This window comes from Polaromonas sp. P1_F4, from assembly GCF_056405675.1.
In genome coordinates, this window is the sequence record NZ_JBFUBP010000001.1 from 978,440 (window position 1) to 992,961 (window position 14,522).

The window sequence follows — 14,522 nt, forward strand, 5'->3', positions numbered from 1 at the left end:
AAATTGCCCACCCCATGAAACTTGCCAAGAAGCCTGTCAAATATCTCCTTGGCGTTCTGCTGATGGGCGTTGCCGTCCACAGCGTGGCATTGTCGCTGGGGCGCATGCGCGGCGCCACCCTTGTCGGACGCCCCCTTGATGTCACTCTGTCGGCGCACCTGGACGGCACGGAAGGGCTGTCTGCAGTCTGCGTGGCGGCTGATATTTTTTTTGGCGACAGCCAGGTTCCCCAGGACAAAGTACGTGTTGTCACGTCGCAAGGCGCTTCCGGTGAGGCACTGATCCGCATCCGCACAAGCTCAGGCGTCGATGAGCCGGTGGTGACACTCTATGTGCGTGAAGGATGCCTGCAGAAAAACACGCGCAAGTATGTGCTGCTGGCGGAAGTGGCCGGAGAAAACACCAACCCGATTCCCGTTGTCGGCGGAGAAGTCGTGGCGACTGCGCCTCTGGTGACGCAGATGCCTGGTGTTGCTGGCGCTGGCGGCAACGCCACAAAGGCACAGGCAGGCTCCGCGCCCTCCAGCCCGGGAAAATCCCCAAGAGCGAGGTCCGGAAAAGTCCCGCCTGCCGGAGGCAGTGAATTGCGATCGACTGCTTCAGTTGGGTCGCTGCAGGCAACGCCTGCTGTCCGCGGGTCTGGGAAGTCCGCATCCGGGCCGGCGGGCAAGCCCCGTTCTCGCCTGAAACTTGACCCCATTGACCTGGCGGCCGAGCGCGACCCTGTGCTTAGGTCTTCGCCGGAGCTGCTGACGGAACCCTCAACGGACGCCCAGCAGCGCGCTGCCGCCGCCGCACTGTGGCAGGCGCTGAATGCACAGCCGCAAGACATGGTGCGCGAGAGCCAGCGCCTGAAATCCCTGGAAGCCGATGTTGCCGGCATGCTCGCGCGAAGCCAGAAAACCGAAAAAGCCGTGATGGAAATGCGCGGCCAGCTTGAGCAGGCGCGCGGTGAACGCTATGACAACTGGCTCGTATACGCCCTTTACGCCTTGCTGGCCGCCTCCCTTCTTGCGATCCTGGCGCTATGGATACGTAGCCGACAGCAAAACCGTGTCAGCCGGGGATCATGGTGGGGCAAGGGGTTTGCTGAAGACGGCGCGCCTTATGTGACTGAAGGTACGGGTAACACCGGGAAGGCCTTCTTGCGCAGGGCCTCAGAAGCTGAATCGGTGAGCGCCGGGCCTTTGCCCGATTCGCTGGTTGATTTCGATCCCAGCGAACCATTTTTCGAGGCGCCGAAAAATACGCCGGCTTCAGGCGCCGTGGCGCGCCCAAGGGTTGCCGAATCCAGATTTCCCTCGGAATTTCTGCCTAGCCTGAGCGGTATCAGCAGCATGCCGCGGATTGTGAATGCCGAAGAGCTGTTTGATGTGCAGCAACAGGCCGATTTCTTCCTGTCGCTCGGCCGGCCCGACAAGGCGGTAGATGTTCTGCGCCACCACATCATGGACAACGTGGAAACAAGCGCGCTCGTCTATCTCGACCTGTTTGACCTCTATCACAGCTTGGGACGCCGGGAGGATTACGACGCGTTGCGCACAGACTTCAACAAGATGTTCAATGCCAAGGTGCCGGCATTCGACGAATACGCGGCGAATACGCACGATCTTGAGTATTACACGGAGGCTCTCTCGCGGATTGAGGCCCTCTGGCCAACGCCCAAGGTACTCGACGTACTTGAAGAGTCCATATTCCGCAAACCGGATTCGCGGGGAGAGGTCTTCAGCCTGGCCGCCTACCGCGAGCTGTTGCTCCTCCACTCGATCGCAAAAAGGATTGTTAGCCGGCCGTCCGGCGACGCCGAAGCACCGGTCAAACCATCGGACGCACCGTCGATTCCGACCATGCCGGATACGCTCCCAAGCGTTGCAGGCTTTGGACCCACCAGCATCCAGCCACTGTCAGCCCGGTTCCAGATCGTGGCGCCCTTGCCATCTCCTGCCGTGGCAAGCGCAACCGACCCGACACAGCCTCCCGCGTCCCCCCGGCTTGGCCTTGATATTGATTTGAGTGCAGGTGAGGGGGCGGACCTGGCCCCGTTTCCATCGATCGACGCTGGTGCGCGGCCGCCGCAAGCCGCTGCCAACAATCTCATCGAGTTTGACCTCGACTTTCCGGATTCTTCGGGGCCGACGCAGAAAACTTGAGCGAAAGTTTCAGCCTGGCTCGCCGGGAGTTTCCGATTTGCGCGCACTTGATCAGGCTGGGCGTGTCACATCAGCGCCGTACTTGCAAGGCCCCCGGGTTGACGATATTGGTGGGCGTGCCCTTGATGAAGTTGACGACATTGTCAAACGCCGCGCCAAAGTACAGCTCATAGCTGTCCTGTTCAACATAGCCAATATGCGGCGTGCAAATGCAGTTTTCCAGTCGGAGCAGCGCATGGCCTTGCAGGATGGGCTCCGACTCAAAAACATCGATGGCCGCCAGGCCGGGCCGCCCGCGATTGAGGGAGGCGATCAATGCTTCCGGTTCGATCAGCTCCGCCCTTGACGTATTCACCAGCAGGGACGTGGTTTTCATGCGCGACAGGTCTTCCAGCGTGACGATACCGCGTGTCTCCGTGTTGAGCCGCAGGTGAAGGCTCAGTACATCGCTTTGCTCAAAGAATTCGGCTTTGCTGGCCGCGACTTCAAAGCCATCGGCCTGTGCCCGCTCCAGTGATGCGTCACGGCCCCAAATGATGACACGCATACCGAAGGCCCTGCCGTAGCCAGCCACAATTTGCCCGATCTTCCCGTAGCTCCATACCCCCAATGTCTTGCCCTTGAGGACGGAGCCGATGCCGAAATTGGGTGGCATCGAAGCTGACTTGAGCCCTGCCTGTTGCCAGGCGCCATGCTTCAAGTGGGCTACATAGTGTGGAATGCGGCGCATGGCGGTCATCACCAGCGCCCAGGTCAGCTCCGCGGGTGCCGTAGGAGACCCAATGCCCTCGGCAACCGCGATGCCGCGTTCTGTGCAAGCCGCGACATCTACATGGCTTCCGACACGGCCTGTCTGGGCAATCAGCTTGAGTTTGGGCAGTTTTTCAATAACTTGCCGGTTGAGCTGGGTTCTCTCCCGGATCAGGACGATGACATCGGCATCCTTGAGGCGGACGGACAGCTGGCCGATGCCTTTAACGGTGTTGGTATAGACCTTGGCGGGGTAGGCTTCCAGCTTGGCCGCGCAGTTCAGTTTCCGCACCGCGTCCTGGTAATCGTCGAGGATCACAATATTCATGCCGATATTGTGCCTGCAAGATTTTTCTTCCTTGCCGCCGGGGTCACTTCCGACTGGGGATTTTGTATCTCAAGGAAACGCACCAGACGGCGCCGCAAAGCGCATAGGCCCGGGCTGAACTTCTGGTGGGAAGCTTGCTGTACCAGTTATCTCAAAGAGGTTTCTCGCTGGCTCATGCGCTCAAGTTCCGCGCAGACGTCGGCCATGCGGCCGGATATCACCATGCGGCCAGCGCACGCTGGGCCGACATTGGAGTCAAACTCACGGACAACTCGCAGCCGGCTGGGCCGGGACGCCTTGACAGAGGGTTGGACGGCAAGAGCACCAGTGGCGCGGGCAGATGGGCCGCGCATTGCCGCGAAATCGCCGGAAGCAAAGGGTAGCGCAAGCTGGTGAGATCTGGGCTGCGCGCCGGCTGGCGCGGAAAAACGGCTTGCCCCAGCCATACCCTGCGCCGGCAATAACAATGACACCAATGCCTGCACGGGGGCCAGCAGGACTGACGACATTGGTGAATGTGAAAAACTGACGATTCCCATGATGAACTCCTGTATGAGAGAGGTTTACACAGGCAGGATTGCAAACTGGCAAATTGCCAGGAAGGCCCCGGCACCAGGGTGTTGGCCATCACAACGGCCAAACGCCCGCCACCTGGTGCGTGGCCAGGTGAGCTGCCTACATCAGCATCGTGTTGCGAATGAGGCCGACGGCCAGACCTTCCAGTTCGAAAGGCTCGCCGGGCTCGACCACAATGGTTTTAAAGTCCGGGTTTTCGGGCAGAAGTTCGATCAGGTGCTTGTTGCGGCGAAAGCGCTTGACGGTCACTTCATCACCCAGCCGGGCCACGACAATTTGACCATTCTTGGCTTCCTTGGATTGCTTGACGGCCAGCAGGTCGCCATCCATGATGCCTGCGTCCCGCATGCTCATGCCGCGGACCTTGAGCAGGTAGTCGGGCTGGCGCTGAAACAGGCTGCTTTCAAAATAATAGGTTTGCTCGACATGTTCCTGCGCGAGAATTGGGCTGCCAGCAGCAACCCGCCCCACCAGAGGTAGGGCGAGTTGGGCCAGGCTTTGCAACGGCAGGGAAAACTGTTTGATTCTGGATTCGTTCAGGCTGCGAAGGGCGTCATTGCGCAAACGTATGCCGCGTGAGGTCCCGCTGACCAGTTCGATGACGCCTTTGCGGGCCAGTGCCTGCAAGTGCTCCTCGGCGGCATTGGCAGAGCGAAAGCCAAGCTCGGCGGCGATTTCAGCACGGGTAGGCGGGGCGCCTGTGCGCGCGATGGCGCTCTGGATCAATTCCAGAATTTGCTGCTGGCGCGCAGTGAGCTTGGGAGCCTCAGAGGGAAAATGCGAAAAGTTATCGAGTGTGCTCATCACTGTTGCTCCTTGAATCACAACTTCAGCCCGTTTGCGTATTGCCTGTTGGCCTTAGGTACGCAACGTTACTGTAGCTGTTTTAATATCCAGTAACTGTATTTTCATCCAGTTTTTAAAAGATTGCAAGTTTACGTCTTATGCATCCTCAAAATATTGTGATTCTGGGCACTGGCGGCACGATTGCCGGGCAGGCTGCGAGTGCGTCGGACAACATTGGCTATACCGCTGCCCAGGTGGGCGTTGAGCAGCTGGTCGCGGCGGTCCCGCCCTTGGCAAGGTTCGGCCCCCTGATGACCGAACAGGTCGCGCAGGTCGATAGCAAGGACATGAGCTTCGAGGTATGGATGCAGCTGGCCAGTCGGGTCAACTACTTTCTGGCCCAGCCGGACATGCAGGGCATTGTCATCACGCACGGAACGGACACGCTGGAAGAGACGGCATATTTCCTTCATGCGGTGTGCCGCCCCGATAAACCCGTGGTGCTGACCTGCGCCATGCGGCCCGCGACGGCGCTGGTGCCTGACGGCCCCCAGAACATGCTGGATGCCATGGCGGTGGCGCGTCATGCAGGGGCGAGGGGTGTTGTTGCGGTGTGCGCCGGAACCATCCACAGCGCGCTGGACGTGCAGAAAGTGCATACCTACAAGGTTGACGCCTTTGACTCCGGTGATGCGGGGCCGATTGGCTATGTGGAGGAAGGATTCCTCAGGTTAATGAGAAATTGGCCTGAAACCCATGTAGAACGGGCGCAAGCAGCTATTAAAATAATAGCGAACTCCGTGGTTCCGGTCCAGTGGCCGCGCGTTGAGATTGTCATGAACCATGCCGGCGCCAGTGGTGCGGTCGTGGACGCGTTGCTGGCGCAGGGTGTTCAGGGGCTTGTAGTTGCCGCCACGGGTAATGGCACCTTGCACCATGCGCTGGAGGCGGCCTTGCTTCGCGCGCGGTCTGCGGGGGTGCGGGTCGTCCGGTCGACAAGGTGCCTCAATGGTCGTGTCTTGCCCACACCGGGGGATCTGTTTTCTGATTCGCAGGGGCTGAGCCCCGTGAAGGCGAGGATAGCGATGATGCTCGAGTTGCTGGCGGAAAGCTGAACCCTGCCTTGCGATTCCAGTCTGCCGGGAACCAGAATGAAAAAAGCCGTCAGATTGACGGCTTTGGGGTGCAGATGGACTCGCTGGAGGCTCGATTCAGCCCGCCAGCGCTTTGAACGCGCGGGCGGTGATCTCGTCAACACCGCCCATGCCGCTGATGGCACGATATTTTGGGGCCAGTTCAGGCTCTGACTTTGCCCAGCTGGAGTAGTACTCAACCAGCGGACGGGTCTGGGCGCTGTAAACCTCCAGGCGCTTGCGGACGGTTTCTTCCTTGTCGTCATCGCGCTGGATCAGCGGCTCGCCGGTCACATCGTCTTTGCCTTCGACCTTGGGCGGATTGAACTTGACGTGATAGGTGCGGCCTGAGGCGGGGTGCGAACGGCGTCCGCTCATGCGCTCGATGATGGCGTCGAAGGGTACGTCGATTTCAAGAACGTAATCCAGCTTGACGCCGGCAGACTTCATGGCGTCGGCCTGCGGAATGGTGCGCGGAAAGCCGTCAAACAGAAAGCCCTTGGCGCAGTCGGGCTGGGCAATGCGCTCTTTGACTAAATTGATGATCAGGTCGTCGCTGACCAGTGCACCCGAGTCCATGATTTTTTTGGCTTCAATGCCCAGCTGCGTGCCGGCTTTGACGGCCGCACGAAGCATGTCGCCGGTGGAAATTTGGGGGATACCGTACTTCTGGCAAATGAAGGTCGCTTGCGTCCCTTTGCCCGCGCCAGGCGCGCCCAACAAAATCAGTCTCATGGATGTCCTCGGATTTTATGAATTCTTGAAGTCAGCCCGAACCGCCGGCCGGTTTCCGCAGGGGCTGCTTGACAGGTATGGAGGGCTGCCGGCACGTCCTGCAGGCCTCACACTTGTGTTTTTCCCAAGGATAGCATGCACCCCTGACAGCAACTTACGAGCCGGCGTCGTGCCGGGGAGGGCAGGTCAGGAAAACAACTTGCGGGCGAGGTCCAGGTCTTCCGGGGTGTCAACGCCCGGCCCGGGCGCGTCGCCGGTGATGTGCACGGCGATGCGATGGCCGTGCCACAGTGCCCGGAGTTGCTCAAGGCACTCCAGTTGCTCGAGTGGCGACTGGGGAAGGCGCGGGAACTCCCGCAGAAATCCCACCCGGTAGCCGTAAATGCCGACGTGCCGGAGTGGCCGGGGCAGGCTGCTGCCGGCCTCCCACCACGCCTTGCCGGTAAAGTCGCGCGCGGCCGGAATGGGTGAGCGGCTGAAGTAAAGGGCCGTATGGCGCGCGTCAAGCACCACCTTGACCACGTTGGGGTTGTTCAGGTCGGCCAGCTGCTGGATGGCATGCGCCGCCGTGCTCATGGCGCAGTCCGGTCGCTCGATGAGCAGGCGCGCGACCGCGTCGATCAAGGCCGGGTCAATCAGCGGCTCGTCACCTTGCACATTCACCACAATGTCGTCGTCCGCGAGTCCCAGCACGCTGCAGGCTTCCGCGAGCCGGTCGCTGCCGCTGGGGTGGTCTTCTCGTGTCAGCACGGCGGCGATGCCGAAAGACGCGCATTTTTCGATGATTTCGTTGCTGTCCGTTGCGACGACGGTGCGCAAGGCGGTGCTTTTCATAGCGCGCTGCGCCACACGCACGACCATGGGTGCACCGCCGATGTCGGCCAGCGGCTTGTTGGGCAGGCGTGTAGAGGCCAGTCTGGCCGGAATGAGGACGGTGAAGCTCATGCTTTCGGGGTCTGGCTTGTTTTTTTCAAGGACTCGTTCACAGGCCGAGCTCTTCGTCGGTCAAGGTCCGCGCTTCGCTTTCCAGCAGCACGGGAAGCCCGTCGCGCACCGGGTAGGCGAGGCGGGCGCTGCGGGAAACAAGTTCCTGTTTTTCCCGGTCGTAGTCGAGCGGGCCTTTGGTCACAGGGCAGACCAGCAGTTCAAGCAGTTTGGTGTCCATGGCCTGATGGTAAGGGAGAAATCAGCGGGGCCAGCCGGGCATCGAGTGCGGCAAAGAACGCTGGTTCGGGCGTAAACACCAAAGGCACGGCCAGAACCTCCTTTTGTGACGTGCCCTGCAGGGCAAAAAGCTTGACAGCGTCTTTTTCAGTGCACAGCACCACGCGCCCTTTGAGTGCCTCCGCTTCCAGGTCTTGATCGGTGAAGTCATGGTGGTCGGGGAGGGCCGTTGTGGCCTGCAGCGTCAGGCCGGTTTCCCTCAGCATTCCGAAAAATGCTTCAGGGTTGGCTATGCCCGCAAGTGCCGCCAGGGGCTGGCCCCGCAGGCTCGCCAGCGAGACCGGTTCGTCCCGGGCGGAATAAGCTTCGTTGCCCAGTTTGCGGTTGGAAACAAACCCTCCAAATGCCGGTTTTTGCCCGGTGTGCAGTACAAAATTCAAGCCAACCCGTTCGCGTGCGGGCCAGGGCTCACGCAATGGGCCTGCCGGTAGCAGCCAACCGTTCCCCACACCTCGGTCGTCGAACACAGCAATCTCGATATCGCGCTGCAGGGCGTAGTGTTGCAGCCCGTCGTCACACACGACTACAGCCGTACCCGGATACGCGGCAAGCAATGCGCGCACGGCGTCTGCACGCTTGCCGGCAACAAAAACAGGCGCACCCGTTGCGCGCTTGATAAGGGCCGGCTCGTCGCCCGTGAGATGAGGGGGTGTACCGGGGATCACCTCCAGGCAGTCAGTGCCGTGCCTTCCATAACCTCGGGACACCACCCCTACCCGTATCTGTTGCGCCTGCAGATGTTTCACCAGGGCAATCACCAGCGGTGTTTTTCCGGCGCCGCCGGCGATGACGTTTCCGACCACGACCACCGGAACGCCAAAATGTTCGGACCGGAGAATGTGACGGCGATACAGCACCCACCGCAGCCGCACGACCAAGCCATAGGCCTGGGCAAGCGGCCAGAGCAGGCATGCCAGCCAACCCCGTCTGTGCCAGGCATTCTGCAAAATCTGTTTCACGTGATGACTGCCATTTCGCCGCGAAGGCTGCATGGAATGGGCAACCGGCCCCGGCCTATCTGGCCCCGGCCGTTGCGGCGCTTTGCGTTGCAAATGTGATTTGCGTCAGCCCCTGGCGGCGTGCGGCCTCCATGACGGTGATGACGGCTTGATGCGTGGCGTTGGCATCGGCGCTGATGATGATGACGCTCTCCTTGCCGGCCTTCGCTGCTTCGGCCAGTGCGGCTCCCAGCACTTCGATGCCACGGCCTTCCACCAGAGTCTTGTTGACCATGTAGCGGCCGTCGCTGCTCACGGCGACGATGACTTCCTTGGGGTAGTCTCGCTGCTGTTCGGCGTTGGCGATCGGCAGTTTGACCTGTAGTTCGGTGAACTTGCTATAGGTCGTGGACAGCATCAGGAAGATCAGCACCACGAGCAGCACATCGATGAAGGGGATCAGGTTGATCTCCGGCTCGTCATGAGGATGGGGGCGGAAGTTCATTTTCTGAGGGTATTGAGGTGGCGTACAAAACGCTCGGCCGCCAGCTCCATCGTCAGTAGATATCCGTCCACGCGCGCCCGGAAATAGCGCCAGAAAATCAGCGAGGGAATGGCCACCATCAGGCCGAAAGCCGTGTTGTAGAGCGCAATCGAAATGCCTTGCGCCAACTGGGCGGGGTTGCCGCCAGCGGCATTGCTCACACCTCCACCACCTGCCTGGGAGCCGAAAATCTCGATCATGCCGATGACCGTACCCAGCAGGCCGAGCAGGGGCGCAGCAGAGGCGATGGTTGCCAGGGCTGCCAGGTATCGCTCCAGCTTATGGGCCGCCTTGCGTCCCGCGCCTTCCAGCGTGGAGCGCAGGTCATCTTCGCTGATCCGGGGATTGATGTTCAGCGCGCGAAAACCGCTGGCAAGCACTTCGCCGAGCAGCGAATTCTGTTCAAGCTGCGCCACGACATCGGGGGAGGGGACGGAGGCGCGGGAGACGGTGATGGCTTCGTCAAGCAGCTTGGCGGGGGCGACTTTTCGGGTTTTTAGGCTGGTAAAACGCTCAATAACCAGAGCAAGGGCCAAGACAGAGCAGGCAACCAGGGGCCAAATCGGCCAACCTGCGGCTTGTATGATCGAAAACAATGCACATCTCCAGGCAGTAAGTTGTGGTGGATTATGGCTTACAGAAACTGCCATCTCGTTGCAGCTGAGCCTGACCTGTTAAATGTTCGCAACTTCACCGCGTGTCGGACGTAGCCCACAGAAGCTGTGGATAACTTTGTTAGCAAGTAGTGGCGCAGAGGCCTGCAAGCCGCGCCAAATCGTGCATGTGACAGAACGATGAAATTTTGAGCAGAATTAAGTTATTCAAAATCAATGAGTTACACGAACTTATCTCGATATCCGCGTGAAACCAGGGGTTTGAGCCTTGAGGGGCGGCGCTCTGTGGAGTATTACACCCGGATTGCCAAGGGGTTTAGGCGTGTTTGATGCATCAGTCCCTTCGGAGAACCCTCAAGCGGCAGCACGCGAGGCGGGTATTCGTGTATGGCCTGTTGGGTCTTTGCTGAGGGCAATTTCGGACAGCCTGGAAGCCCGGTTTAACCCAGTAGCGGTGCGGGGTGAGCTCAGCGGGTTTTCGCGGGCGGCCAGCGGCCACTGCTATTTTTCACTCAAAGATGAACAGGGGCAGGTTCGCTGCGCCATGTTCCGCCGCGCTGCCACGATGCTGGACTTTTCCCCGCGCGACGGCCAATTGGTGGAGCTGCGGGGACGGCTGGGTGTATATGAGCCGCGCGGTGAACTACAACTGGTGGTCGAGTCCATGCGCCAGGCAGGCCAGGGCAACCTTTTTGAACAGTTCCTGCTGCTCAAGGCGAGGCTTGAAGCTGAGGGCCTTTTCGACCCAGGCCGTAAAAGGCCTTTGCCTTTGCTGCCTTGCGCCATTGGTGTGGTGACTTCGCTGGGTGCCGCCGCCTTGCACGATGTCATGAGTGCTTTGCAGCGCCGTGTACCGCACATTCCCGTGGTTATTTATCCTGCCAGCGTACAGGGCGCCCAGGCCGCCGGCGAATTGCGCGCCGCTTTGCTCAAAGCCTATCAACGGCGATCGCTGGACCATGTGGATGTCTTGCTGGTGGTACGCGGTGGCGGCGCCATGGAAGACCTGTGGGCTTTCAATGATGAACAGCTTGCCCGGACCCTGGTGGAGTCGCCCATGCCGGTGATCAGCGGGGTGGGGCATGAAACCGACTTCACGATCGCCGATTTTTGCGCTGACGTGCGTGCGCCCACGCCGACCGCCGCGGCAGAACTCTGCGCGCAGCCCCAAGCTGTCTGGCTGGGTGCGCTGGACTTGGCCCTATCGCGGCTGCAAAACGGCATAGACCGGCAGCTGGAGTCGCACAACCAGCGCCTGGACTGGGCGGCTTCCCGGATCAGCCGGCCGTCGCATCTGGTTACCAGGCAGCATGCCCGCCTGGCCGGGCTCGGCCAGAGCCTGAGCCATGCGGCGCGTTCGGCACTGCAGCACGAACGGCAAAAGCTACAGGCCTTGGGCAGCGACTTCCCGCGCGAGGTGGAGGGCAGCCTGCGGCGCGGCCAGCAGCGCGTTGAGCGCGCGCAGTTGCGGCTTGAATTGCTGGACCCCAAACTGGTTCTGAAGCGCGGCTATGCCTGGCTTGCCGACCTTCAGGGGCAGCCCATTACAAGCCGCGAAAAGACCCATGTGGGACAACCCGTACGCGCTACCCTTGCCGACGGCGAGGTCGATTTGACGGTTTCTGCGCGCAGGCTGATTTAGTTTTTACAATGACATCGTTAAAAGCAGTTTATTCATCACCACGAGGAAAAAATCATGGAACACAAACTCCCCCCGCTACCGTACCCCATCGACGCCCTGGCGCCGCATTACAGCCAGGAAGCCTTTGAATACCACCATGGCAAGCACCACAATGCTTACGTGGTGAACCTCAACAACCTGCAAAAAGGCACTGAGTTTGAAGCCATGACGCTCGAAGAGATCGTCAAGAAATCCAGTGGTGGCGTGTACAACAATGCAGCCCAGATCTGGAACCACACCTTCTTCTGGAGCTGCATGAAGCCTGCTGGCGGCGGCGAGCCTGGCGGCGCGCTGGCTGCAGCCATCAACGCCAAGTTTGGCTCTTACGCTGCCTTCAAAGAGGCTTTCGTCAAGTCGGCCGTTGGCAATTTCGGTTCCGGCTGGACGTGGCTTGTCAAAAAAGCCGACGGCACGGTTGATATTGTCAACACCGGCCCGGCAGGTACCCCGCTCACCACTGCCGACAAGGCCTTGCTGACGGTGGATGTCTGGGAGCATGCCTACTACATCGACTACCGCAACCTGCGTCCGAAATTTGTCGAGACCTTCCTCTCCAATCTGGTGAACTGGAGTTTTGCCGAGGCCAACTTCGCCTGAGGCGAGAAGCCTTCGCTCACAAAAAAGCCGACATGAGTCGGCTTTTTTTGTTTTAAAAGCGAGAAATCAGCGCTTCGCCTCGAAAATCGGGCCGCCCAGTTTGCTGCCGGCCTTGATGCGTTTTCGCGCAAACCAGCCCTTGTTCATTTCCAGGACAAAGCGCACGGGTTGGGCAGAGCAGTGTGGGTCTGTGGTTTGAGGTTTCATGTCGGCGAGGTTCACGATGGTGCCGTCATCCGCCACAAAGGCGGCGGTCAGCGGCAGCAAGGTGTTTTTCATCCAGAAGCACTGCTGGGCTGGCTGCTCGAAGATAAAAATCATGCCTTCCTGTTGCGGCATTTCCTTGCGGAACATCAGGCCGATTTGCCGCTGTTCCGGCGTGAGTGCCACCTGTGCATCAATCAGGTGCATGCCGGCCGACAGCTTGACGCGCTGTAAATTCATCTGGGGACCGTCCTGCGCCGAAGCACCCAGGGGCACAAACAAGGCGGCAACAGCCAGCATCTGGGTGAGGCCCTTGAACGCCCCACGAAAAAAGACAGTACCGGGTTCGAAAAACATAGAGTCACCACGCATGAAGTTGATCGGCCAGCATAAACGACGCGCATAAAAAATGCCCGCACGCGGCGGGCATTTTGACCGAAGTCACCAGGAATTACTTCTTGGCTTCAGCTTTTGCTTTTTTGGCGGCAGCAGCTTCGGCTTTCTTGGCTGCAGCGGCTTCAGCTTTTGCTTTCTTGTCAGCAGCAGCTTTTTCTTTCTTTGCGGCCTTGGCAGCAGCTTTTTCTTCTTTGGTCATTTTGGCTGGCTTGGCTTCAGCTTTGGCTTCTGCTTTTGCAGCAGGAGCGGCTGGCGTTGCGGCAACAGCTGGCTTGGCTGGAGTAGCCGCAGGAGCGGAAGCTTGTGCGAAAGCACCAGCAGCGAAGAGGCCAGCGATCAAAGCAGCGAGGATTTTGTTCATTTGGAATTTCCTTTGATAACGTTATTGGAAAAAATACCCCGAACTTCTCGGAGGCCCTACCGTAACGAGGCCGGTTCCAAAGCCGTTGACACGATGCCCCCAAATTCTTTTGCTGTACGGTTTTACGGCTAGAATTTAGGGGTTTTTACCTAACTGTTGCGTGGCGTGCCCTTGGGCGCCTTGCGCTTACCGGAGACTTTTGTTCATGTATCAGCACATCAAGGTGCCTTCCCAAGGCCAAAAAATCACTGTCAATGCCGACAACTCGTTGAACGTACCTGACGAACCCATCATTCCGTTCATTGAAGGCGACGGCACCGGCGCAGACATTACGCCGGTGATGCTGAAAGTGGTTGATGCTGCTGTTGCCAAAGCCTACGGCGGCAAGAAAAAGATCCACTGGATGGAAGTGTTTGCCGGTGAGAAGTCGACCAAGGTCTATGGCCCGGACGTCTGGCTGCCAGAAGAAACCCTGCACGCTGTTCGTGACTACGTCGTGTCGATCAAGGGTCCGCTGACGACCCCGGTGGGCGGCGGCATCCGCAGCCTGAACGTGGCGCTGCGCCAGGAGCTGGATCTTTACGTCTGCCTGCGCCCCATCCAGTATTTCAAGGGCGTTCCTTCGCCCGTCAAAGAGCCTGAAAAGACCCACATGGTCATCTTCCGCGAAAACTCGGAAGACATCTACGCCGGTATCGAGTTCGAGTCCGGCAGCGACAAGGCCAAAAAACTCATCAAGTTCCTGCAGGACGAGATGGGCGTCAAGAAGATTCGCTTCCCGAACACCTCCGGCATCGGCATCAAGCCAGTTTCCAGCGAAGGCACCGAGCGCCTGGTGCGCAAGGCCATCCAGTACGCTATCGACAACGACAAGCCCAGCGTGACCATCGTGCACAAGGGCAACATCATGAAGTTCACCGAAGGTGGCTTCCGTGACTGGGCTTATGCCCTGGCCAAGAAGGAATTCGGCGCTGTGGAAATCGACGGCGGCCCATGGATGAAGTTCAAGAACCCCAAGACCGGCAAGGAAATCACCGTCAAGGACAGCATCGCCGATGCTTTCCTGCAGCAGATCCTGCTGCGTCCCGCTGAATACAGCGTGATCGCCACCCTGAACCTGAACGGCGACTACGTGTCCGACGCGCTGGCTGCCCAGGTCGGCGGCATCGGCATCGCCCCCGGCGCCAACCTGAGCGACACCGTCGCCATGTTTGAAGCCACCCACGGTACTGCGCCCAAGTATGCCGGCAAGGACTACGTGAACCCCGGCTCCGAGATCCTCTCGGCCGAAATGATGCTGCGCCACATGGGTTGGACCAAGGCTGCCGACCTGATCATCAGCTCGATGGAAAAATCCATCGACTCCAAGAAGGTCACTTATGACTTCGCCCGCCTCATGGAAGGCGCAACCCAGGTCAGCTGCTCCGGCTTTGGCCAGGTCATGATCGACCACATGTAAAGCTGGCTCAGCCGGTTTTTCCGAGAACCGCCCGGGAGCAATCCCG

The 14,522-nt window shown here is 59.6% G+C and carries 15 protein-coding genes; 5 read left to right on the forward strand and 10 right to left on the reverse strand.

The window, feature by feature from the left end:
* Nucleotides 1-14 precede the first annotated feature (14 nt).
* Nucleotides 15-2,150 (forward strand): type IV pilus assembly protein FimV, encoded by a 2,136-nt coding sequence (locus AC1DYQ_RS04630; RefSeq protein WP_477685762.1) that lies wholly within the window; start codon nt 15-17, stop codon nt 2,148-2,150.
* A gap of 70 nt (nt 2,151-2,220) precedes the next feature.
* Here AC1DYQ_RS04630 and AC1DYQ_RS04635 read toward each other — a convergent pair whose 3' ends face one another.
* Nucleotides 2,221-3,228 carry a D-2-hydroxyacid dehydrogenase family protein gene (locus tag AC1DYQ_RS04635; RefSeq protein WP_477685763.1) on the reverse strand — a complete coding sequence of 336 codons (1,008 nt, stop codon included), beginning with the start codon at nt 3,226-3,228 and terminating at the stop codon, nt 2,221-2,223.
* Between the two features lie 675 nt (nt 3,229-3,903).
* The gene (gene lexA, locus AC1DYQ_RS04640) at nt 3,904-4,608 is read right to left on the reverse strand and encodes a transcriptional repressor LexA (protein WP_477669422.1); all 705 of its coding nucleotides are present in this window, start codon (nt 4,606-4,608) and stop codon (nt 3,904-3,906) included.
* 140 nt (nt 4,609-4,748) lie between these two features.
* On the opposite strand from lexA, the gene AC1DYQ_RS04645 reads away from it, so the two are divergent.
* On the forward strand, nt 4,749-5,705 hold the full coding sequence (locus AC1DYQ_RS04645; RefSeq protein WP_477685764.1) for an asparaginase: 957 nt from the start codon (nt 4,749-4,751) through the stop codon (nt 5,703-5,705).
* A 96-nt stretch (nt 5,706-5,801) separates the two neighbouring features.
* Here the strand turns inward: AC1DYQ_RS04645 and adk are convergent, their stop codons facing one another.
* From adk to AC1DYQ_RS04675, 6 genes are all read right to left on the reverse strand, one after another.
* Nucleotides 5,802-6,458, reverse strand: a complete 657-nt coding sequence (gene adk, locus AC1DYQ_RS04650; RefSeq protein ID WP_477648743.1) for an adenylate kinase — start codon at nt 6,456-6,458, stop codon at nt 5,802-5,804.
* A 186-nt stretch (nt 6,459-6,644) separates the two neighbouring features.
* Nucleotides 6,645-7,403, reverse strand: coding sequence for a 3-deoxy-manno-octulosonate cytidylyltransferase (gene kdsB, locus AC1DYQ_RS04655; protein WP_477685765.1), 759 nt, complete (start codon nt 7,401-7,403; stop codon nt 6,645-6,647).
* Between the two features lie 37 nt (nt 7,404-7,440).
* On the reverse strand, nt 7,441-7,623 hold the full coding sequence (locus AC1DYQ_RS04660; protein WP_122956562.1) for a Trm112 family protein: 183 nt from the start codon (nt 7,621-7,623) through the stop codon (nt 7,441-7,443).
* Nucleotides 7,604-8,674, reverse strand: a complete 1,071-nt coding sequence (gene lpxK, locus AC1DYQ_RS04665; protein WP_477685766.1) for a tetraacyldisaccharide 4'-kinase — start codon at nt 8,672-8,674, stop codon at nt 7,604-7,606. The genes AC1DYQ_RS04660 and lpxK overlap by 20 nt, the downstream gene beginning before the upstream one ends.
* A 22-nt stretch (nt 8,675-8,696) precedes the next feature.
* Nucleotides 8,697-9,125 carry an ExbD/TolR family protein gene (locus AC1DYQ_RS04670; RefSeq protein ID WP_457280760.1) on the reverse strand — a complete coding sequence of 143 codons (429 nt, stop codon included), beginning with the start codon at nt 9,123-9,125 and terminating at the stop codon, nt 8,697-8,699.
* Nucleotides 9,122-9,760, reverse strand: a complete 639-nt coding sequence (locus AC1DYQ_RS04675) for a MotA/TolQ/ExbB proton channel family protein (protein WP_477685868.1) — start codon at nt 9,758-9,760, stop codon at nt 9,122-9,124. Before AC1DYQ_RS04675 ends, AC1DYQ_RS04670 begins: the two co-directional genes overlap by 4 nt.
* Nucleotides 9,761-10,100: 340 nt before the next feature.
* Between AC1DYQ_RS04675 and xseA the strand changes: the two genes are divergently transcribed.
* A complete protein-coding gene (gene xseA / locus AC1DYQ_RS04680) occupies nt 10,101-11,420 on the forward strand; it encodes an exodeoxyribonuclease VII large subunit (protein WP_477685767.1) in 1,320 nt (439 codons plus the stop codon).
* A gap of 54 nt (nt 11,421-11,474) precedes the next feature.
* Nucleotides 11,475-12,056: a Fe-Mn family superoxide dismutase gene (locus AC1DYQ_RS04685; protein ID WP_431096247.1), complete on the forward strand. Its 582-nt coding sequence runs from the start codon at nt 11,475-11,477 to the stop codon at nt 12,054-12,056.
* A gap of 66 nt (nt 12,057-12,122) precedes the next feature.
* On the opposite strand, the gene AC1DYQ_RS04690 is transcribed toward AC1DYQ_RS04685, so the two are convergent.
* Nucleotides 12,123-12,560, reverse strand: coding sequence for a DUF192 domain-containing protein (locus tag AC1DYQ_RS04690; RefSeq protein WP_477685869.1), 438 nt, complete (start codon nt 12,558-12,560; stop codon nt 12,123-12,125).
* 151 nt (nt 12,561-12,711) lie between these two features.
* On the reverse strand, nt 12,712-13,017 hold the full coding sequence (locus AC1DYQ_RS04695) for a hypothetical protein (protein WP_457280763.1): 306 nt from the start codon (nt 13,015-13,017) through the stop codon (nt 12,712-12,714).
* Between the two features lie 199 nt (nt 13,018-13,216).
* Between AC1DYQ_RS04695 and icd the strand changes: the two genes are divergently transcribed.
* Complete coding sequence (gene icd / locus AC1DYQ_RS04700) at nt 13,217-14,476, forward strand: NADP-dependent isocitrate dehydrogenase (RefSeq protein WP_457280764.1); 1,260 nt, start codon at nt 13,217-13,219, stop codon at nt 14,474-14,476.
* Nucleotides 14,477-14,522: the final 46 nt, after the last annotated feature.